The organism is Thalassobellus citreus, assembly GCF_044385915.1.
Lineage (GTDB): Bacteria > Bacteroidota > Bacteroidia > Flavobacteriales > Flavobacteriaceae > Thalassobellus > Thalassobellus citreus.
The window spans coordinates 286202-308651 of the sequence record NZ_JBISCC010000125.1 but is presented as its reverse complement, the minus strand read 5'-3'; the positions used below and the strand labels follow the sequence as shown (position 1 = coordinate 308651).

Genomic DNA, 22450 nt, shown 5'->3' with positions numbered 1-22450 from the left:
CCAACTAACCCACATAATATTTATAACATTAAACTATAAAATATGGAAAATTCAAGACGAACTTTTTTAGCATCAATAAGTATGTTAGCAGCTTATAGTGCTTTTCCAATTAATGCTTTCAATTTTGGATCATCAAAAAAACTTAGAATTGTACTTGTTGGAACAGGTATTAGAGGGACTAGCTTTTGGGGGAAAAGGTTAGTTGATGAGTATTCTGATATATTAGAATTTGTGGGACTTAGTGATATTAATCCAGGAAGATTAAAATATGCAAAAGAATATATAGGAACTAATTGTCCAACATTTATTGATTTTGATAAGATGTTGGTAGAAACAAAACCCGATTTAGTAATTGTTACTACAATGGATTCTACCCATCATGAGTTTATTGTTAAAGGTTTAGAATTTGGTTGCGATGTGCTTACCGAAAAACCATTGACTACAGATGAAAATAAAGCGCAAGCAATTTTAGAAGCAGAAAGAAAATCTGATAAAAATCTTATTGTCGGTTTTAATTACAGATGGAGTCCTTACAGTACAAAAATTAAAGAAATATTAGCAAGTGGTGTCATTGGTAAAATCACATCGGTAGACTTTAATTGGTATTTAAATACCTATCATGGTGCGTCTTATTTTAGACGATGGCATGGTATAAAAGATAAAGGAGGCTCTTTATGGGTTCATAAAGCAACACATCATTTTGATCTCTTAAATTGGTGGTTAGATTCAGATCCAGAACAAGTTTTTGCTTATGGTAGTTTAGAGCATTATGGAGCTAACGGACCTTTTAGAGGAGATAGCTGTAGATCTTGCGAGCATAAAACAGATTGTGATTATTTTTATGATATCACAAAAAATAAACGTCTTATGAATCTTTATGTTGATAATGAAAAGCACGATGGATACATAAGAGATAATTGTCTGTTTAGAAAAGAAATTGATATTTATGATAAAATGTCGGCTCAAATAAAATATGCTAATAACGTAACGGTTAATTATTCCTTAACAACCTATTCGCCTTTTGAAGGTTGGCGTATAGCTTTTAATGGTACAGAAGGAAGAATTGAAGCTTCTTTAGATATTCCTTATGATAAAAAAACAAAAATTAATCAAGCAGAAATGCATGCTAAAGAAATGGAGCAAAATACTTTGGAGGAAACAAATTTTGAATCCATAATTGTACATAAACTTTGGAATGAATTTGATGCCGTAAAAGTTCCTTATGAAAAAGGAGGACATGGCGGTGGCGACAAACGTTTACATGATAAAATTTTTAAAACACCTAATACAGAAGATCCTTACGAAAGAGCTGCAGGGATTAGAGATGGTGTTATGTCTGCTATAATTGGAATTGCTGCTAGAAAAAGTATAGAATCTGGTGAGCCTATTAAAATTCAAGATTTAACAGATTTAAAACCTATGCCTAATAGAAATAAGTAAGATTTTAAATGTCTTTTTAAGTATTAAATGATTCTAGATTACTATTAATTTAATTTAGAATCATTTTTGTTTATGAGATAAATATGTATTTTAAATTATATAATATCAATTATAAAATGTTGTATTTAGAAATGAATATACTCCTAATAGATGTTATTTGCAAAACGCAACGAATCTACAATAATTGTTAAGCTAGAGGGGGTAGTTGGGTTCTATTGCAGATATCTAAGCTGCTCTAAAAGTGCTACTGTGTCTTTTTGTAATTAATAATTAATATATAATTTTAATAGAGTTTTAAAGTCATTTTTATATTATAAAATAATGTTTTTATGTTCTTTTTATTTATTGAATCGCCAAAATAGTACTAGGAGTTTTATTATGCTAAATATTAACTTGTCCTCATTAATATCTTATATGTTTTTAAGTAAATAATATTTAAACAGATTAAAAAAAAAACGTCTACAATCGGTTTTTGTGTTTTATTGAAAAGGTGTTTTTTGCTAGTGTTGAATTTGCATAAATAAAACATTCGAAGCAATTGCTATAACTATTGTTGCATAAGTACTATGTTATAGTTTTTAGCAAGATTTTTAATTTATATTAGATTTTAAAACTAAAAAGTGTTGTAAAAAAAAGTCATAAACTAAGACCCTAAAAACACTTAAAACAACTAAACTACTAAATGAAAACAACTAAAACTTATCTAAGTTTATTTTTAGGAATTCTACTTGCTTCTTGTTCTGTAAAACAATTTAAAAAAGTTGATAACGGCATTATTATATCTTTAAAATCTAGTGAAACTAGTAAAGTAAAAAAACTCCGTTTAGAAGTTTTAGGAGAAGAAATTATTCATGTTTCAGCGACTCCAGAAAATGAATTCGCTAAAGATTCAAGTTTAATTATCATGCCTAAAATAGGATCCGTTCCTTTTACGGTAAATGAACAAAATGATTCTATTGTTTTAGCAACGTCAAAATTGAATGTTTTTGTTTCTAAATTAAATGGAGGCATTAAATTTAAAGATAGTGATGGTAAAACAATTTTAGCAGAGAAAGACGGTGGAGGTAAAACGTTTACATCATTCAAGGCAGATGATACAGAAGCATATTCCATTCGTCAAATATTTAACTCACCTGATGATGAGTCTTTCTTCGGATTAGGTCAACATCAAGCAGATGAATTTAACTATAAAGGTAAAAGTGAAGAGTTATTTCAATATAATACCAAGGTGTCTGTACCTTTTATAGTTTCAAATAAAAACTACGGTTTATTATGGGATAGTTATTCTTTAAGTCGATTTGGAGATAGTAGACCATATCAACAATTAAATAACGTATTTAAATTATACGACAAAAATGGTGCTCTTGGTAACTTAACAGGTACTTATGAAGCCCCAGAAGAAGGCGGTAAAAAACTGGTTCGCAAAGAACCTTCTGTTTACTTCGAAAATCAAAAAAGCATTTTAAATTTACCTAAAAACTTTCCGCTTAAAAATGCCGAAATTTTATATGAAGGTGATATAGAAGCATCTGAAACAGGATTACACAAATTCATCTTGTACTATGCAGGATACATAAAAGTCTATGTTGATAATAAATTAGTTATAAAAGAAAGATGGCGAACAGCATGGAATCCTAATGCCTACAAGTTTCTTGTGAACTTAGAAGCAGGAAAACGTGTGCCTATTCGAATAGAATGGAAACCAAACGGAGGGAAATCTTACTGTGGTTTGCGTGTTAGAACTCCAGAATTAGAAGAGGAAAAAGGGCAGCAAGTATGGTGGAGTGAAATGAATAAAAACCTGAATTATTATTTTGTAGCTGGTAATAACATGGATAACGTTATTAAAGGATACAGAACATTAACAGGTAAATCTCCAATCATGCCAAAATGGGCTATGGGTTACTGGCAAAGTAGAGAGCGTTATAAAACATCAGATGAAATTTTAGGAGCATTAAAAGGATTTAGAGATCGTAATATTCCTATCGATAATATTGTTTTAGATTGGAATCACTGGGAAGAAGACCAATGGGGAAGTCACGAATTTGACAAAAGTCGTTTTCCTGATCCCAAAGGTATGATTGATTCTATACATGCTATGAACGGAAAAATGATGATTTCTGTTTGGCCAAAATTTTACCAAAATACAGAACATTTTAAAGAGTTTGATGAAAAAGGATGGATGTACCAACAAGCCATTAAAGATAGTATTAGAGACTGGGTAGGTCCAGGATATATAGGGTCTTTTTATGATGCCTATTCAAAAGATGCTAGGAAATTATTTTGGAATCAAATACATGAACATTATTATCCGTTAAATATTGATGCATGGTGGATGGATGCTAGTGAACCAAATGTATTGGATTGTACAGACATGGAATATCGTAAATCTTTACAAGGGCCAACAGCCTTAGGGCCGGCAGCAGAATATTTTAACACTTATGCCTTAATGAATGCCGAAGCAATTTATAACGGTCAGCGTGATGTGGCTCCTAATAAACGTGTGTTTTTATTAACAAGATCAGGTTTTGCAGGTTTACAACGGTATTCTACAGCAACTTGGAGTGGAGATATAGCAACGCGTTGGGAAGATATGAAGGCTCAAATTTCGGCTGGATTAAATTTTGCCGTAAGTGGTATTCCTTATTGGACTATGGATATTGGTGGTTTTTGTGTTGAAGATAGATATGTAGCAGCACAAAATCAATTTGATAAAAATGGAAAAGAATCTGCCGATTATAAAGAATGGAGAGAATTAAATGCACGTTGGTATCAGTTTGGTGCCTTTGCTCCATTATTTAGATCGCACGGACAGTTCCCTTTTAGAGAAGCGTGGAATATTGCTCCTAAAGGACATCCTGCATACGAGTCTATTTTATATTATACCAATTTAAGATACCGTTTAATGCCATACATATATACTTTGGCGGGTAAAACATATTTTGACGATTATACTATTATGCGTCCATTGGTAATGGATTTTTCTAGTGATAAAACAGTAGAAAATGTAAGCGATCAATTTATGTTTGGACCATCAATCATGGTAAATCCTGTATATGCTTACGGAGCAAAAAATAGAGAGGTATATTTCCCTTCTGGATCTAATTGGTACGATTTCTATACAGGTAAAAAAATAAACGGAGGTCAAAAGTTAAGTGTTGAAGCGCCTTATGAAAGAATACCTTTGTTTATAAAAGAGGGTGCTATCATTCCTGTAGGTCCTGCACTTCAGTATACCGATGAGAAACCTGCCGATACAATCGTTTTATATGTGTATCAAGGGCAAGATGGTACATTTGAATTATATGAAGATGAGAATGTAAACTATAATTATGAAAAAGGCAGTTTTGCTAAAATTCCATTTCATTATAGTGAAGCAGATAAAACCTTAACAATTGGAGAGCGACAAGGTCAATTTAAAGGCATGCTTTCTAATAGAAAATTTATAGTTGTTGCTGTTAATAAAGATAATCCTGAAGCATTTGAATATGATGCAACTGGAATTACTATCAAATACAACGGCACTAAACAAACAGTTAAATTATAGGTTAATCAATTAAATCAACTAAAAAAAGAAGAATGATTAAACAGCTATCTATAGCTTTAGTAGTTATGCTCAGTATTTCTTGTGCAAAGCAAGAAAAAGATGCTATATATCAAGTAGCATCTCCTAATTCAAAAAATAATATAAAGTTTGAATTGCAAAGTGGTGTACCAACATACAGTGTGTCTCATGGAGACAAAAATGTATTAAATACATCCGATTTAGGTTTCATATTTAAAGACAACGATTCTCTAAGCAACAATTTTGAAATACTTCATACAGAAGAAACAACTTTTGATGAAACTTGGGAACAAGTATGGGGAGAAAAGCACAATATCCGTAATCATTACAATCAATTATCGGTAACACTTCAGGAAATATCAGAAACAAAAAGACAATTAGAAATTCAATTTCGTGCTTTTGATGATGGTATTGCTTTTAGATATGTGTATCCAGAACAAGGAAAAGAGAGTATTGTTATCATGGATGAACTCACCTCTTTCAATTTAGCAAATGATGGTGATACGTGGTGGATTCCAGCTTATAAAACAAACCGTTATGAGCATTTGTTTACAAAATCGGCAGTAAGCACATTAGACACCATTCATACACCGCTAACAATCAAGAGTAATAATGGTTTGTATTTAAGTTTTCACGAAGCAGACCTGAAGGATTTTGCAAGCTATACAGTGGCTCACAAAAGCGGAACTCATTTTGATCTCGATTTAATGCCTTGGTGCAATGGCGATAAAGTACGTACGAATGGTTCATTTAAAACCCCTTGGAGAACTCTTCAAATTGGAGAAAAACCAGGAGATTTAATAGAATCTTACATCGTTTTAAATTTAAACGAACCTAATAAATTAGAAGATACTAGTTGGATTGAAACCTACAAATATCTTGGAGTTTGGTGGGGTATGCATATTTCAAAATACACCTTTTGGGAAGGTCCAAAACATGGTGCAAGTACTAAAATTTCAAAAGAATATATTGATGACTGTAAAACATTAGGTATTCATCATTTATTGATAGAAGGTTGGAATAAAGGTTGGACACCAGCTTGGTATGAAAATAAAATGCATGAATTCAGTTTTACAGAATCTACAGACGATTTTGACTTAAAAGAAGTAACAGATTATGCCAAAGAAAATGATGTAAAAATTATTGGATATCATGAAACAGGTTCAAATATCATCAATTACAGAAAGCAGATTGATGCTGGTATGAAATTGTATCAAGATATGGGGATTAATGATGTAAAAATAGGGCAAGTTGGTGATATGCTAAACATGAAAGAATGGCATGGGAGTCAATTTGGAGTAGAATATTACAGAGAGGTTTTAAAGAAAGCTGCTAAATATAAGCTAACAGTAAATTTTCATGAACCCATTAAAGCTACTGGTGAACGTAGAACGTATCCAAACATGATGGCTAGAGAAGGTGCACGCGGACAAGAATATAATGCTTGGAGTGACGGGAATCCACCAAATCATACGGTAACACTACCATTTACTAGAATGTTGGCAGGTCCTATGGATTTTACACCAGGTGTTATAGATGTTTTAGAAACAAAAGGTTTTAATAATCGTAGAGTCCACACCACTGCAGCAAAACAATTAGCATTATATGTAACCATGTATTCGCCTATTCAAATGTTGGCAGATTTATCTGAAAATTATATAGGCAAGCCAGAGTTTCAATTTTTATCAGATATACCAACAGATTGGGAAGATACAAAAGTGTTAAATGCTGAAATTGGCGAGTATATTACAACGGTTCGTAAAGATTTAAAATCTGACGATTGGTATTTAGGAAGTATGACCAACGAAGAAGCACGTGATTTAGAAATTGATTTATCATTTTTAGGAGATGGTAAGTTTGAAGCGCAAATTTATGCTGATGCAGAAGGAACAGATTTAGAGAATAATCCAGCAAGTATTGCTATTTCAACTAAAGAAGTACTAGCATCAGATAAAATGGTTTTAAAATTACCTTCAGGAGGCGGTACAGCTATTCGATTTAAAAAAATATAATTTAAAAAAATGAAGAAAAATATATTAATAGTAACAACAATAGGTTTGTTCTTTTCTTTACAATCTTGTAAGCAAGAAACAAAAAAGGATTCAGTAGTAGCTGAAACAACAAATTCTTCAGAGAAAATATATATACCAAAAGCATTTGATGCTTCAAAATTTGAAGTAAAAATTGATTCTTTAGTGTCTCAAATGACTTTAGAAGAAAAAATAGGTATGTTACATGGTAAAAGTATGTTTGCTACGGGAGGTGTTGAGCGATTAGGAATACCAGAATTAAAAATGGTTGATGGCCCTCTAGGAATTAGAGAAGAAATCTCTAGAGATTCTTGGGCTTCAGCAGGTTGGGATAACGATTTTGCAACCTATTATCCGGCAGCAGGAGCAGTAGCTGCAACTTGGGATCCAGAGTTATCCTATATTTTTGGAAATAGTGTTGGGCAAGAAGCCCGTGCGCGTGGAAAAGATATGTTGCTTTCACCTGCAATTAATATTATTAGATCACCTCTTGGAGGCCGTACCTACGAGTATTTTACAGAAGATCCATTTTTAAATAAAAAATTATCGGTTCCTTTTATTGTTGGTGTACAGGATAATGATGTCATGACTTGTGTAAAACATTTTGCTGTAAATAACCAAGAAACCAATCGTGGTTCTGTAGATGTTTTAGTAGATGAACGTACACTACGCGAAATTTATCTTCCTGCATATAAAGCCGCTGTTACAGAGGCTAATGCTTATAGTTTAATGGGAGCGTATAATAGATTTAGAGGCGATTATTTATGTGAAAATGATTATATGCTAAATAAAATATTAAGAGACGAGTGGGGTTTTAAAGGTGTTGTGGTTTCAGATTGGGCAGCGGTGCATACTACAGTAAAATCTTTAGTGAATGGTTTGGATATTGAAATGGGAACTCCAAAACCTTTTAATGAATATTTTTTAGCAGATAAATTAATTGCAGCAGCAAAGGCTGGTGAGATTTCTAAAGAAGAAATAGATAAACACGTAAAACGAATTTTAACTGTATTATATCAAGTTAAAGCCATTGATGGAAAAGATAGAGAAGAAGGAAGCATTGCAACAGAAGCTCATTATAAAGATGCTTATAATGTTGCAGCAGAATCTATAATATTGTTAAAAAACGAAAAAAACAGTTTGCCTTTAAAATTAGAGGGAGTAAAGTCTATTGCAGTTATAGGAAATAATGCTACAAAGAAAAATGCTTTAGGCGGATTTGGAGCAGGTGTTAAAACAAAACGAGAAGTAACACCTTTAGAAGGTCTTCAAAACAGATTGCCAAAAGATATCACTATTAATTATGCTGAAGGTTATTTAGAAAGATATAGTGAAAACAATAATGATCAAAAAGAAGATGTTTCGCATAATGGTCCAATTACTGTAAATGAATTAGATGAAGCAAAATTAAATGAAGCTATAGATGCTGCCAAAAACTCTGATTTAGCAATCATTTTTGCAGGCTCTAATAGAGATTACGAAACAGAAGCTTCAGATAGAGCTAATTTGTTTTTACCATTCGGACAAGAAGCTCTTATAGAAAAAGTATTAGAGGTTAATCCGAATACTATAGTTGTAATGATTGGAGGAGCGCCTTTCGATTTAGGAAAAGTAAAAGAACAAGCTTCTGCTTTAATTTGGAGTTGGTTTAATGGTTCTGAAGGTGGAAATGCTTTAGCCGATGTGATTTTAGGAACCGTTAATCCTTCAGGTAAATTACCTTGGACCATGCCTAAAAAACTTGAAGATTCACCAGCACATGCTACACATAGTTTTCCTGGTGTCGAATCGGTGACTTACACCGAAGGACTTTTAGTAGGATACCGTTGGTTCGATACTAAAAATGTAGAACCTTTATATCCTTTTGGATACGGATTATCATATACAAATTTTGAGTTTTCAGATTTAAAAACAGATAAAGGAAGTTATACTGAAAATGAAATTATAGAAGTAACATTTACTATCAAAAATGCAGGCGATGTTGATGGAAAAGAAGTCGCTCAATTATACATTTCAGATCCAAAGTCTTATGTTGAAAAAGCAGCTCAAGAATTAAAGGGTTTCAAAAAAGTATTTGTAAAAAGTGGTACTTCAGAACATGTAAGCATTCAAGTGCCTGTAAAAGAACTAGCTTACTATAATGAAGTGAAAAAGGAATGGCTTGTAGAATCTGGTACTTATAATATTAAAATAGGAAACTCTTCAAGGAGTATTAAAAAAGAAATTCAAATAACTATTGAATAGTATGAAAGAGAAAGTTTTAATGCTACTTGGTGTACTTTTATTATCTGCAAATATTTTTGCACAAAACCCTAATTTCCATATATATCTATGTTTTGGACAGTCAAATATGGAAGGGCAAGGATTAATTGAAGAACAAGATAAAACGGTTGATAGCCGCTTTCAGGTTTTACAATCACTTGAATGCGAAGGGAAACCAATAAACAAATGGAGAACAGCAGAACCACCTTTATGTTTATGCTCATCAGGTCTTTCTCCTGCAGACTATTTTGGTAGAACTATGGTAGAAAAACTTCCAGATAGCATAAAAGTAGGAGTTATTAATGTTGCTATTGGTGGGTGTGATATCAGGTTGTTCGATAAGGATATTTATAAAGACTATGACGCTACAATAAAAGAAGAGTGGTTTAAAAATATAATTTCAGGTTATGAAGGGAATCCTTATAATCATCTTATTGAGCTTGCAAAATTAGCACAGCAAGATGGTGTGATAAAAGGAATTCTATTGCATCAAGGGGAAACAAACACAGGGCAAGAAGAATGGCTATCCTATGTAAAAAAGATTTATACTGATATATTGACTGATTTGTCACTTGAAGCAGATTCAATTCCCTTGCTTGCCGGAGAAGTTTTATCTGCAGAGGACAATTGTTGTTCAAGTATGAATTCAATAATTAACAGGCTTCCAGGTACTATACCAACGGCATCTGTTATTTCATCAAGCGATTGTACAGCTAAAGATAATGCACACTTTGATTCAGAAGGATACAGGAAGCTAGGAAAACGTTATGCACTACAAATGCTGTCATTAATGGGAGTTCATTTAGTTAATGATTAGTTAGCATTAGAAAACTAAATGTAAAAGGTTTTCTAGAAAAAAATAAAATAACAATTAAGTTATATGAAAGTATTGAATTGTAAAATAATAAATAGTATTATTAGCTTAGTAATAACGATGTTCTTTGCTTGTAGCTCAGATAATACACCTGAAGAAGGTCCAATAGATTCTGTAGTCTATACTCTAACAACAAATACAAGTAGTATCGATTTTGAAAAAGAAGCTAATAGTTTCAATTTAACAATTACCACTAATGTAGACACTTGGGAAATTAACACTTCTGGAACCAGTTGGATTTCATTAAACAAGGCATCTGGAACAAAAGGAACGACTACTGTTGGTATAACAGTTACAGAAAATACGGAAGTTACGGAACGTACTGCTACAGTTACTATAAAGGCTAATAATATTTCAGATGTAAAAATAATAGTTACTCAAGCAGGAACACCTTCAACTAGTAACATTTATCCAGATTATAATACAAATCCTATTGCGGCAGATGCAACAGGTATGAGTAGTAGTGCTGCAGAAATTGCAGCAAAAATCAATCTTGGATGGAATTTAGGAAATACTTTAGAAGCCTCAGGAGGAGAAACAGCTTGGGGAAACCCTAAAGCTACTAAAGCCTTAATAGATGCTGTTAAAGCAAACGGATTTAATGCGGTTAGAATTCCTTGTTCTTGGAATCAATATCTTGCTAATGAAGCTACAGCTGAAATAAAAGCAGATTGGCTTGATAGAGTTAAAGACGTTGTTCAGTATTGTATTGACAATGATATGCATGCAATATTAAACATCCACTGGGATGGTGGCTGGTTAGAAAATAACATTACAGAAGTTAATAAAGTAACTATTAATGCGAAGCAAAAAGCATTTTGGCAACAAATAGCGACGCATCTTAGAGACTTTGACGAACATTTATTATTTGCTAGTGCTAATGAACCAGAGGCAGAAGATACAGCAGCAATGAGTGTTTTAAATTATTTTCATCAAACATTTATAGATGCTGTTAGAGCAACAGGAGGTAAAAATGCCTATAGAACGTTAGTCGTTCAAGGTCCTAAAACAGATATAGAATTAACAAATAATTTAATGAATACATTACCAACAGATACAGCAACAGATCGTTTGATGGCTGAGATTCATTATTACACACCATGGCAATTTGCAGGACTTACCGAAGATGCTTCTTGGGGAAAGATGTCTTATTACTGGGGAGCAGATTACCACTCTACTACAGATACAGAACGTAATGCAACTTGGGGAGAAGAAAGTTCGGTAGATACTAATTTTGCTTTAATGAAGGCACAATTTGTTGATAAAGGTATCCCTGTAATATTAGGCGAATTTGGTGCTATTAGAAGAATGACTTTAACAGGTGATGATTTAACATTGCATTTAAATTCAAGAGCTTATTATTTAAAATATGTCGTAAAACAGGCAAAAGCAAATGGCTTATTACCTTTTTATTGGGATGAAGGAAGTATAGGAGATAAAGGATTTGGTATTTTTGATAGAAGTAACAATTCCGTATATGATCAACAAGCATTAGATGCTCTTTTAGAAGGATTGAATTAAAACATAGTATTAATTAGTTTGAGTTAGTTTTAAAAGATTCTTGTTTGGAGTATTAAACAAGAATCTTTTTGTTTTAAAATTACTATTGTTTTAGCATATAAGATTATTAAAAAAGAAATTATTATAGACGATGAAAAATATACTTTTTAATTTATTTTTATTCTTCATTATAACATTAAATATTAATGCGCAAAAGGCATCAAGATTCTTCCCAAAAGAAGATTTAATGTCTATGGGCATATACTATTATCCAGAACATTGGGATAAAAGTGATTGGGAACGTGATATTAAAAATATATCAGAATTAGGTTTTGAATTTATCCACCTAGCAGAATTTGCTTGGATAAACATGGAACCACAAGAAGGTGTTTACGATTTTGAATGGTTAGATGAGGTTATAAATCTTGCTACTAAATACAATTTAAAAGTCATTTTAGGAACACCAACAGCCATTTCTCCCGTTTGGATGGGTATTAAATATCCTGAAATTTACGCCATGGGTTCTAATTATTTAAGAGCAGAACATGGTACAAGAGCGCAGCAATCGTTAAGCAATCCTGTTTGGAGAGATTTTTCAAAAAAAATAATCACAAAACTAGGTGAACGCTATGGAAATAATTCAGTTGTTATTGGTTGGCAATTAGATAACGAACCTGAAGCTAAAGGAGATTATAGTCCATCGTCGCAAGAAGCTTTTAAAATATGGTTAGAAGATAAATACAAAACCATTGATGCTTTAAATCATGCTTGGGGAGCAGCTTTTTGGAATCAAACCTATGTCGATTTTAATCAAATAAAAATCCACAATGCCAATCATGTAGGGTGGTGGGGAGCAAACCCGCATGCTTTATTAGATTTTAAACGCTATTCGGCAGATATGCAAGCCAATTTTTTAGATTTTCAAGCCGATATATTACGTCCGTTAATATCTGAAAACCAATACATCACTACTAATTATACAGCAACAACTTATGGAGCAGACCCAAGGCGTACCAATAAACTAGATTTTAACGCTTTTACAAGTTACCCAAACAAAGGGCAAGCTAATATTGGTGAAAACGGATTCAGACTAGGAGATTCTAAAGAAATTTCGTTTGCATTGAGTTTCTTTAAACCAGAAAATGAAGTGTCTGGCGTTATGGAATTACAACCTGGTTTTGTGAATTGGGGAAACATAAATCCGTTATTACAACCAGGAGCATTACGCATGTGGCTTTACCATTGTTTTGGAGGCGATTTATCGTTTGCATGTTCGTATAGGTATCGTCAAATAAATTACAGTGCAGAACAATACCATAGTGGTATTACAACTTTAGACGGAGTATCCTTATCGCAAGGCGGAAAAGATTATAAGCAAGCTATTCAAGAAATGAAAATTTTAAGAGATGCCTATAATCCCAAATCTAAAATGCCTTCAGAATTAAAAAAACGAAAAACAGCTTTACTTTGGAATTACGATAACCTATGGAGTATGAGTAGGCAAGGACAAACAAGCCAATGGAATACCTTATCATTTTTTCAGAAATATTTAGAAATAAGTAAATCGTTTGGAGCGCCTTCAGATATTATTTATGACGATGATAATTTAAATGATTACAAGGTGGTTATTATTCCAGCTTTTGAGTTGGTTGATGATGCTACTATTACAAAATGGACTGATTATGTGAAGCAAGGTGGAAATCTTGTTTTAACGGTTAGAACAGGTGTTAAAGATAAAAACGGACATTTATTTCAATCGGCTTACGGAGAAAAAATATATCCACTCATTGATGCTAAAATTGATTATTTCGATCATTTATTACCAAATATGAAAGGCACTATTTCTGATGACAATACCGAATATTACTGGAATAATTGGGCAGATTTAGTAAATGCTAACAAACCAGAAAATGTATTAGCAACTTATACGAATCAATTCTATGCAGGAAAATCGGCCGTGGTAACCAATAAAATAGGTGAAGGCACTGTAACCTATATTGGAGTAGATACAGATGATGCACAACTTGAAAAAGATGTATTAAGAAGCGTATATAATAACGCTAATATTTCTACTGAAAATTATCCAGAAGGTGTTTATGTGCAATGGCGAGATGGCTTTTGGGTAGCAGTAAATTATTCATCAAAAGCTTATCCGTTAGAATTACCAAACAAAGCAAACATATTAATTGGAACAAAAATAGTGGAGTCTGGTGGTGTAACGGTTTGGACAGAATAATTACGAATATGAGAAAATCGGTTTATATTTTATACATAGCACTTAGTGTTCTTAGCTGTGCAAAAAACAAAAAGAAACAACAAGAACCCGTAAAACCTAAATATGAGGCCAACTGGGAATCTTTAGCAAAATACGACGAAGCTGCCGAATGGTTTAAAGATGCCAAATTTGGAATTTATGCACACTGGGGCGTGATGTCGGTTCCAGCATTTGCTAACGATTGGTATGCAAGAAATATGCATATAGAAGGCTCAGATGAATTTAAACACCATGTAGAAACCTATGGTGAACATTCAAAATTTGGATATCATGATTATGTGCCTATGTTTAAAGCAGAAAAATTTGATGCCAATGCTTGGGCAGATCTTTTTGAGAAATCGGGTGCTAAATTTGCAGGTTTGGTAGCCGAACACCACGATGGATGGTCTAACTGGGCAAGTAAAATTAACCCATGGAATGCCCTTGATATGGGGCCAAAACGAGATGTCTATGGCGAACTAAGTGAAGCTATTAAGAAAAAAAACATGAAGTTAGTGGCGTCTTTTCACATGGCTAGAAACTTTCAAATATTTAAAGAACAACCAGAAAAATGGTTGAATGATACATCGTATTTTCCATATAACCCTAAATTACCAACATCTTCTGAAGATCTGCTTTTAGCGAAAATGTATGGCAATATTTCAAAAGAAAAATTTAATAGTGACTGGATTGGTCAGTTAAAAGAAGTGATAAATAATTACAGTCCAGATTTGATTTATTTCGATAGTCAAACTCAAAAAATTCCTGAGTCTATTAAACAAGAATTTGCAGCCTATTATTTCAACAATGCTGTAGACGAGAATAAGCAAGTTGTTTTTACGCATAAAGAAGGCGAATTTCCAAAAACGGTAAGTCTTGAAGATTTTGAAAAAGGCCGTATGAATAAAATCACTAAAGATTTTTGGTTAACCGACGAAACCGTATCTGTAGGGAGTTGGAGTTATACGAATACTTTAGACTTGAAAAAAACGAATGAAATTATTCATGTTTTAGCCGATGTGGTAAGTAAAAATGGGGCTTTAATGCTTAATGTATCTCCTAAGGCAAATGGCATGATTCCTCAAAATCAACAAGACATTTTATTAGAAATAGGAGATTGGTTAAAAATTAATGGAGAAGCTATTTATGGTTCTCGACCATGGAAAGTTTTTGGAGAAGGTCCTACCAAACAAGAAAAGTCGGGTATGTTTTTAGATAAGATTACTTATACGCCCCAAGATATTCGTTATACCAGAAAAGGAAATACTATTTATGCTATTGTTTTAGGTTGGCCTGGAAATAATAAACCTTTAACTTTATCGACATTTACAAAAGCTGTTATAAGAAATCAAATTCCGGAAATTGAAACCGTTTCTATTTTGGGATATAAAAATGACGTTCCTTTTTCAATTGATGATAAAGGCTTACATTTAAAAACGCCTAATCAAGAAATTGATGATAAAGCCTTTGTTATTAAAATTGAAATAGAATCGTAAAAATAGACACCTATGAAATTGTTTTTTTCTTTCTTACTTTTTGTTTCTACACTTTGCTCTTATGCTAATGTAGAATTACCATTATTGTTTTCCGATGGTATGGTCTTACAACGTAATAAACCTATTTCAGTTTGGGGATGGGCAAGTGCTAACGAGAAAATAGTCATTCATTTTAATAATCAAATTGTAAAAACAAAGGCTAATAAATCAGGTAAATGGAAAGTGAATTTAAAGCCCGAAACAGCTGGAGGGCCTTACATTTTATCTGTTAAAGGCAAAAACACCATAGTCTTAAATAATGTTTTAGTTGGAGAGGTTTGGATTTGTAGCGGACAGTCTAATATGGAGTTTCCTGTTAAACGCGCTATGAACTTTAAAGAAGAATTAAAGGATGCTAATTATCCTATGATTCGCCATTTTTTAGTTGAAAAAGATATGGCTTCTAAGCCGCAATTAAAGTTGAAATCTGGAAACTGGAAAATTTGCGATAAAACGACTGTGGGTGATTTCACGGCTGTGGGATATTATTTCGCAAAAAAGATACATAAGCAACTTAAGATTCCTGTTGGTATTATTCATTCGTCTTGGGGTGGCACTAATGTTGAAACATGGACTAGTAGAGAAGCTTTTGAAGGAAGTGATGAATTTAAAGACATGATTGCTAAAATGCCAAATATTGATATTGATTTGCTTTTAGAAGAACAAATGCAATTGATTACTAATAAAGTTGAAGAAATTCAAGGATCGAAAGTGTCATTTGAAAATGAATCGTCTTATAAAAATGTTGATTATAGGGATGCTAATTGGCCAGAAATGCACGCGCCAGAATATTGGGAAAGTCAACAATTAACCAATTTAGATGGTACGGTTTGGATGCGTAAAACCATTACCATTTCTAAAGAAGACGCCAATAAAGAAGGGTATCTGGAATTAGCAAAAATTGACGACCAAGATTCAACGTACGTAAATGGTACTTTTGTTGGAACTACCAGAAGATATGACGAAAAAAGAGCTTATAATATTCCTGAAAATGTTTTAAAGGAAGGAAAAAACGTTATTGCTATTAGAATTTTTGATTATGCAGGAGGAGGCGGTATTTGGGGAGACGCTTCAGATCTAAAACTATCAACGCAGAATGATGTAATTTCTTTAGTTGGTCAATGGAAATTTAAAGTCGTAGATATAAGAAGTCAAGTGTCTCCAAACAGTTACCCATCATTACTTTATAATGCAATGATATATCCATTAATCCCTTATGCTTTTGAAGGTGTATTATGGTATCAAGGCGAGGCGAATGTTAATAGAGCAGAGCAATACAAAAAAGCATTTCCTTTAATGATTGAAGATTGGAGAACAAAATGGAGTCAAGGCGATTTTCCTTTTTATTTTGTACAATTATCTAGTTATGATGAATTTGGAGGAGATAATAGTAATAAAGGCAGTAAATGGGCAGAACTTAGAGAAGCACAATCTTATACTTTACAAACGGTTTCTAACACAGGGATGTGTGTAACGACAGATATTGGTAATGCCAAGGATATTCATCCAATAAATAAACAGGATGTTGGAAAACGACTTGCTGCTATTGCTTTAAATAATGTTTATGATAAGGATGTCGTTTTTAGTGGTCCCACTTTTAAGTCTATGGAAGTAAAAGAAAATGAAATTATTATAACTTTTGATAATATAGGTAGCGGATTAATGACTCCTGATAAATATGGTTACATAAAAGGTTTTGAAATTGCTGAAGCAGATAAAGTTTTTCATTTTGCAAAGGCTTACATAAAAGATAACAAGGTTATTATTTATAATGAAAATGTATCAAACCCAGTAACGATTCGTTATGGTTGGGCAGATGATGCAGGCGATTGTAATTTATTCAATAAAGAACAATTTCCAGCGTCACCTTTTAGAACAGATACATGGGAAACACTTACTAAAGAAGCGAAGTACACATTAAATTAACCAATATTATTTATGTTTTCATTTTCAAACATAAATTCACTTCTTTCATTATAAACAACATTTTCTTTTGTGAGAATGTCAATAGGAAGGTATATTTTATTATTAGTGATGGTCTTTTTATTTAAATAATTAACCATAAGCCGAATAGATTCATAACCTTGATCGAAAGGCTTTTGAGATATTAAAAAAGAAACTGTATCATCTTTTAAACAAGCAATATTTTGTGGTGTATTGTCAAACCCAATGAGTTTAAGGTTTTTTAAAGCTTCTTTTTCTATATAATCAACAAAAGCATGAATTCTACTTGAGGGAATAAAAATGCCTTTTATAGCTTCATTTTGTTTTAAAAATGAATGTATTTTTTCTTTGGTTTCAATAGTGTTGTTTATGTTGTCTATGGTTAATATGGATGTTTCTTCTTTTATATTGTTTTTAGAAAAATAATCATTGAAACCTTCAATTCTTTTAGAAATAGCATTGTTTTTAGTTGTTTTATATCTGGATTGAATAATTAAAAAATTAGACTGTTCTGGTAAACTTAAATGCATTAATTTTCCAGCAATATAACCCGCTGTATAAGAATCTTGACCAATAAAAGCTTCATTCTTAAATCCTTTTATATCAATGTTTAAAAACATATATGGGATTCTAAGTTTTTCTAATTCATTTACAATTAGTTTTGTTTCTTCTATAAAAATCGGCACTATTAAAACAGCAGAGGGACTAGTTTTTATTAAAGTTTTATAGGTTTTTAAATAAGAATTTGCATCGTATTGATTAAATGTAAAACAATTGACTTGAGTACCTATGTTTTTAACATCTTCACTTGCTTTTAATATACCTAAATACGGCGATTTCCAAAATAAATCGGTGTCATTATAATCAGGAATTAATGCAGCAATTTTATATTTGTTTTTTAATGCAAGCGCACTAGCTACAGGGTTTACACTAAAGTTTCTTTTTTCTATGATCTCTCTAATTTTAGCTTCTGTTTTTTTTGAAACACCACCACGATTATGTAAAACTCTGTCTACAGTACCTTCTGATACATTTGCTTCTTTAGCGATGTCTTTTATTGTAATCATAAAATTATTAGAAAATAAAACCTTTCTTTTTGTAATTAAATTTTAGGCAAGTTAGTTATAATATTTAAATCTTCGTGTGCGCACACTATTTTTTAATTATATTTGTTATATATACACATGTATATTAAGTTTTCAACTAATAAATAAGTAATAATAATGAGTAAAGTAATTGTTTTAACAGGAGCTGGAGGTGTTTTATGTAGCACTTTAGCCAAAGCACTAGCCAAGGAAGGCCATAAAATAGCAGTTTTAGATTTACGAAAAGAAGCTGCCGATACTGTAGCTAATGAAATCACTGCTAGTGGAGGAGTAGCCATAGGAGTAGAAGCGAATGTATTAGAAAAAGAATCTCTGATAGCTGCAAAAAAAGTGGTTAACGATGCATTAGGAGCTTGCGATATATTAATAAATGGGGCAGGAGGGAATCATCCTTTAGGAACGACTTCAAATCCACATTTGTTAGAAGACGATCTTACAAATGATACAGATGGATTCAAAACGTTTTTCGATTTAGATCCTAATGGAATCAAGTTTGTATTTGATTTAAATTTTATAGGAACCTTGCTTCCAACACAGGTTTTTGCAAAGGATATGGTTGGTAGACAAGGATGTAGTATTTTAAATATTTCATCAATGAATGCGTTTACGCCTTTAACAAAAATACCTGCGTATAGTGGCGCTAAGGCAGCAGTGTCTAATTTTACACAATGGTTAGCGGTACATTTTTCAAAAGTAGGAATTCGTGTAAATGCTCTAGCACCAGGTTTTTTCTTAACAGATCAAAATAGAACCCTTTTAACAACTGAAACAGGAGAGTTAACACCTAGAGGCAATACCATAATAGAACAAACCCCTATGGGTAAATTTGGTGAACCAGAAGACTTAGTAGGAACTACTTTATGGTTATGTGGTGAAGGATCATCATTTGTAACAGGTGTTGTTATTCCTATTGATGGCGGATTTAGTGCATTTAGTGGGGTTTAATAAAAAACTAGAATCAAAAAAACATGAAAATGGAACAAACATGGCGTTGGTACGGACCAAATGATCCCGTATCATTATTAGATATAAAACAAGCAGGAGCAACAGGTATTGTTTCGGCATTACATCATATTTCAAACGGAGAGGTTTGGACGATTGAAGAAATTAATAAGCGTAAAGCGGTTATTGAAGCAGCAGGACTTACTTGGAGTGTTGTTGAAAGTATTCCGGTACATGAAAATATAAAAACACGTTCAGGAAATTTTGAAACCTATATTGAAAACTATAAATTGAGCATCCTAAACTTAGCGAGTTGTGGCATCAACATAGTTTGCTATAATTTTATGCCTGTACTTGATTGGACGCGTACCGATTTAGGTTTTAAAGTTGAAGATGGTTCAAAAGCTTTACGATTTGATGTGATTGCTTTTGCTGCTTTCGAGTTGTTTTTATTAAAACGACCGGGTGCTGAAAATAGTTATTCTGAAGCACAACAAAAGCAAGCTAAGGCATATATTGATGCTATTAGCGAAGAAGAAAAAACGATACTAGTAAAGAATATAATTGCTGGATTACCAGGTGCTGAAGAAGGGTATACCTTAGAACAGTTTCAAACTATTTTAGATACTTATAAAGATATTACAGCAGATGTGTTAAGAGACAATTTAGTGTCCTTTTTACAAGAAATAATTCCTATTGCGGCAGATAATGAGGTGTTAATGTGTATTCACCCTGATGATCCACCATATCCTATTTTAGGCTTACCAAGAGTGGTAAGTACAGAAGCAGATTATGCTTATTTATTTGAAAAAGTACCATCTATTTCTAACGGAATTACATTTTGTACAGGGTCTTTAGGTGTGAGAGCTGATAATGATTTGGTACAAATTTTTAAACATTTTGCAGATCGTGTTCATTTTTTACATTTAAGAAGTACACAACGTGACGAAGCAGGTAATTTCTATGAAGCCAATCATTTAGAAGGAGATGTAGATATGTACAGCATTGTTAAAGAAGTTTTAGTAGAGCAAAAAAGACGAGTAGAAGCAGGAAGAAAAGATACTGCCATTCCTATGCGTCCAGATCATGGTCATCAAATGTTAGATGATTTACATAAAAAAACCAACCCAGGCTATTCTGGTATTGGAAGATTACGTGGGTTAGCAGAGTTAAGAGGTTTAGAATACGGAATTTCTAAAAGCTTGGTATAACTAATCAATATTATTGGATATAAAAAAAGTCGCATTTTAAATGCGACTTTTTTTATTTTTCTTTTTTCTGAATTTTAGAATTTTCGGTTAATCTATTTACAATAATTTTCGGATTGTTATATAAGTAAACAGCACTAGACCCTGAAGCTTCTAACGTAATTGCATCTGTAATTTCTAAAATAGCGTCACTATCCATTTCGCAAATAAGATTACAAGTTTTTGTTGTGAAGTTCTTACCAGTAAACTTAGAAGTATTATCTGTTCTTAGTAATAAATCATCACAATCACCTTCAATTGTAGCCTGTGCTCTTTGGTATAAATCGGTTTTTACAATAGGAGAATTAATTAAGGCTTCTAATTTACTATTACTATTTAAAACAACTTTCGTACTATCGGCAGTTAAATTAAGTCTAGTTTTAGATTTATCTAAGCCTTCAAAATTAAAATTAAGAGTTTTAATGGTTAATTCGGCTTTAGAACTTCCTGATGTTATTAAGTTTACGTTTGCTAAATTTATAGTTGATATGCTGTAAATTTCAGCATCTTCACGGGTTTCAATAGTTGACAGATAATCATCATAAAACACTTTAATATGCAGTTTCTTTTTTGAAGTAATTCGTCTTGTTTTGTTAAAAGAAAGAATACTATCTCTAACTTCAAAGACTATAAATTCATGAAGGTTTTCATCAGCTTCAATTTCAACAGAAGGTTCGTTATTATAAATCAGATCAATTTCAAAATCTTCATCAACAATTATAGTGTGAAAAGAATTAATGTAAGATTGCTCTATAGTTAGATTTCTATTGCCTTTTACCTTTTCAATTTTTTGTGCATAATTAAAAAAAACAAAACTTATAGAAAATATTAATGCTAGGAACTGTTTATTTTTCATGTTTTATAGATTGATTATACGCTTTTTAGACACTGTTTTAGTATAAAATGTCACTCATAAGACATTATTTATTTTTGGCGTATGTTCAAATATAAATAAAAACCATCCTAAACTTAAAATTTCGTTTAGAATGGTTTATCAAATTGGTTGATTGTAAGGTTGGTTTTATTTCTTTTTAATACTGCCAGAAGTACTGTTGTTTTTATCAACTTTTTCAGGGTTTCCGTAATATTTTATATCACCTCCGCTAGTAGCTTTGGCTATTAATTCTTTTAAGGTATTTACTGTAATATCGGCACCACTAGTTGCTTTTACTTGGCTAGATTTGGCAACTAAGTTTTCTGCTTTAATATCGCTACCACTGGTAGCTTCAGCAATTAATCTTTCTGTTTTCCCAGATAATCTTAAATCACTTCCACTGGTAGATTTACAGTTTAAAACCGCGGTGTTTACCTCTAAAGTCATATCACTTCCGCTGGTAGTTTTAAGTTCTAGTTCTTCTACTTCTATGGTGTTTGTTGAATACACATCGCTACCACTGGTAGAAATAATACTAGAAATATCTTTAAAGTTTACAATGATTTTTTTTGCAGTGGCTCTACCAATATTTTCTTTAGTGTGAATTTTTAAAACACCATCTTTAACCTCAGTAATAATAAGCTCGTGTAAATTTTCATCGGCTTCAACTAAGATGCTTTCATTATTACTTTGAGTTAAGTAAACATCTAAACCTTCAGTTGCTTTTATGGTAGAAAAAGCACCATCTATAGCACGTTCTTCAGTTTGTACATTACCATTTCCTCGAACTCCAGAGTTCATATGAATATCGAAATTACAAGAAAAAAGGGTTAAACTTAATATAGTAGCTACTATAATTTTGATTAGTGTTGTCATG

General features: G+C 32.2%; 14 protein-coding genes. 11 read left to right on the top strand and 3 right to left on the bottom strand.

Annotated features, from left to right (window positions below; translation table 11 throughout):
* The first annotated feature begins 42 nt into the window (after positions 1-42).
* The 9 genes from ACH5TX_RS11780 (at position 43) to ACH5TX_RS11740 (ending at position 17386) form a co-directional block, all read left to right on the top strand.
* The gene (locus tag ACH5TX_RS11780) at positions 43-1440 is read left to right on the top strand and encodes a Gfo/Idh/MocA family oxidoreductase (RefSeq protein ID WP_439339697.1); all 1398 of its coding nucleotides are present in this window, start codon (positions 43-45) and stop codon (positions 1438-1440) included.
* Between the two features lie 682 nt (positions 1441-2122).
* Complete coding sequence (locus ACH5TX_RS11775) at positions 2123-4987, top strand: TIM-barrel domain-containing protein (protein ID WP_439339696.1); 2865 nt, start codon at positions 2123-2125, stop codon at positions 4985-4987.
* 32 nt (positions 4988-5019) lie between these two features.
* Positions 5020-7017: a glycoside hydrolase family 97 protein gene (locus tag ACH5TX_RS11770; RefSeq protein WP_439339695.1), complete on the top strand. Its 1998-nt coding sequence runs from the start codon at positions 5020-5022 to the stop codon at positions 7015-7017.
* Positions 7018-7026: 9 nt separating this feature from the next.
* Positions 7027-9279 carry a glycoside hydrolase family 3 C-terminal domain-containing protein gene (locus ACH5TX_RS11765; protein WP_439339694.1) on the top strand — a complete coding sequence of 751 codons (2253 nt, stop codon included), beginning with the start codon at positions 7027-7029 and terminating at the stop codon, positions 9277-9279.
* Position 9280: 1 nt separating this feature from the next.
* Positions 9281-10114, top strand: coding sequence for a sialate O-acetylesterase (locus tag ACH5TX_RS11760; protein WP_439339693.1), 834 nt, complete (start codon positions 9281-9283; stop codon positions 10112-10114).
* A gap of 63 nt (positions 10115-10177) precedes the next feature.
* A complete protein-coding gene (locus ACH5TX_RS11755) occupies positions 10178-11692 on the top strand; it encodes a cellulase family glycosylhydrolase (RefSeq protein WP_439339692.1) in 1515 nt (504 codons plus the stop codon).
* Between the two features lie 130 nt (positions 11693-11822).
* Entirely contained in the window at positions 11823-13907 is a 2085-nt protein-coding gene (locus ACH5TX_RS11750) for a beta-galactosidase (RefSeq protein WP_439339691.1), read from the top strand.
* Positions 13908-13915: 8 nt separating this feature from the next.
* On the top strand, positions 13916-15421 hold the full coding sequence (locus tag ACH5TX_RS11745) for an alpha-L-fucosidase (RefSeq protein ID WP_439339690.1): 1506 nt from the start codon (positions 13916-13918) through the stop codon (positions 15419-15421).
* 12 nt (positions 15422-15433) lie between these two features.
* Positions 15434-17386: a sialate O-acetylesterase gene (locus ACH5TX_RS11740; RefSeq protein ID WP_439339689.1), complete on the top strand. Its 1953-nt coding sequence runs from the start codon at positions 15434-15436 to the stop codon at positions 17384-17386.
* On the opposite strand, the gene ACH5TX_RS11735 is transcribed toward ACH5TX_RS11740, so the two are convergent.
* Positions 17383-18471 carry a substrate-binding domain-containing protein gene (locus ACH5TX_RS11735; protein ID WP_439339688.1) on the bottom strand — a complete coding sequence of 363 codons (1089 nt, stop codon included), beginning with the start codon at positions 18469-18471 and terminating at the stop codon, positions 17383-17385. The genes ACH5TX_RS11740 and ACH5TX_RS11735 overlap by 4 nt on opposite strands.
* 156 nt (positions 18472-18627) lie before the next feature.
* On the opposite strand from ACH5TX_RS11735, the gene ACH5TX_RS11730 reads away from it, so the two are divergent.
* Both ACH5TX_RS11730 and uxuA read left to right on the top strand, forming a co-directional pair.
* Positions 18628-19455: an SDR family oxidoreductase gene (locus ACH5TX_RS11730; RefSeq protein WP_439339687.1), complete on the top strand. Its 828-nt coding sequence runs from the start codon at positions 18628-18630 to the stop codon at positions 19453-19455.
* 29 nt (positions 19456-19484) lie between these two features.
* Positions 19485-20663 carry a mannonate dehydratase gene (uxuA, locus tag ACH5TX_RS11725; protein ID WP_439339686.1) on the top strand — a complete coding sequence of 393 codons (1179 nt, stop codon included), beginning with the start codon at positions 19485-19487 and terminating at the stop codon, positions 20661-20663.
* A 52-nt stretch (positions 20664-20715) separates the two neighbouring features.
* Here uxuA and ACH5TX_RS11720 read toward each other — a convergent pair whose 3' ends face one another.
* Positions 20716-21555, bottom strand: a complete 840-nt coding sequence (locus ACH5TX_RS11720) for a GIN domain-containing protein (RefSeq protein ID WP_439339685.1) — start codon at positions 21553-21555, stop codon at positions 20716-20718.
* Positions 21556-21720: 165 nt separating this feature from the next.
* On the bottom strand, positions 21721-22449 hold the full coding sequence (locus ACH5TX_RS11715; RefSeq protein WP_439339684.1) for a head GIN domain-containing protein: 729 nt from the start codon (positions 22447-22449) through the stop codon (positions 21721-21723).
* Between the last annotated feature and the right edge of the window lies 1 nt (position 22450).

Coding starts and splice junctions, on each gene's coding strand:
- ACH5TX_RS11780 (WP_439339697.1), top strand. CDS start 43: ATGGAAAATTCAAGACGAACTTTTTTAGCATCAATAAGTATGTTAGCA.
- ACH5TX_RS11775 (WP_439339696.1), top strand. CDS start 2,123: ATGAAAACAACTAAAACTTATCTAAGTTTATTTTTAGGAATTCTACTT.
- ACH5TX_RS11770 (WP_439339695.1), top strand. CDS start 5,020: ATGATTAAACAGCTATCTATAGCTTTAGTAGTTATGCTCAGTATTTCT.
- ACH5TX_RS11765 (WP_439339694.1), top strand. CDS start 7,027: ATGAAGAAAAATATATTAATAGTAACAACAATAGGTTTGTTCTTTTCT.
- ACH5TX_RS11760 (WP_439339693.1), top strand. CDS start 9,281: ATGAAAGAGAAAGTTTTAATGCTACTTGGTGTACTTTTATTATCTGCA.
- ACH5TX_RS11755 (WP_439339692.1), top strand. CDS start 10,178: ATGAAAGTATTGAATTGTAAAATAATAAATAGTATTATTAGCTTAGTA.
- ACH5TX_RS11750 (WP_439339691.1), top strand. CDS start 11,823: ATGAAAAATATACTTTTTAATTTATTTTTATTCTTCATTATAACATTA.
- ACH5TX_RS11745 (WP_439339690.1), top strand. CDS start 13,916: ATGAGAAAATCGGTTTATATTTTATACATAGCACTTAGTGTTCTTAGC.
- ACH5TX_RS11740 (WP_439339689.1), top strand. CDS start 15,434: ATGAAATTGTTTTTTTCTTTCTTACTTTTTGTTTCTACACTTTGCTCT.
- ACH5TX_RS11735 (WP_439339688.1), bottom strand. CDS start 18,471: ATGATTACAATAAAAGACATCGCTAAAGAAGCAAATGTATCAGAAGGT.
- ACH5TX_RS11730 (WP_439339687.1), top strand. CDS start 18,628: ATGAGTAAAGTAATTGTTTTAACAGGAGCTGGAGGTGTTTTATGTAGC.
- uxuA (WP_439339686.1), top strand. CDS start 19,485: ATGGAACAAACATGGCGTTGGTACGGACCAAATGATCCCGTATCATTA.
- ACH5TX_RS11720 (WP_439339685.1), bottom strand. CDS start 21,555: ATGAAAAATAAACAGTTCCTAGCATTAATATTTTCTATAAGTTTTGTT.
- ACH5TX_RS11715 (WP_439339684.1), bottom strand. CDS start 22,449: ATGACAACACTAATCAAAATTATAGTAGCTACTATATTAAGTTTAACC.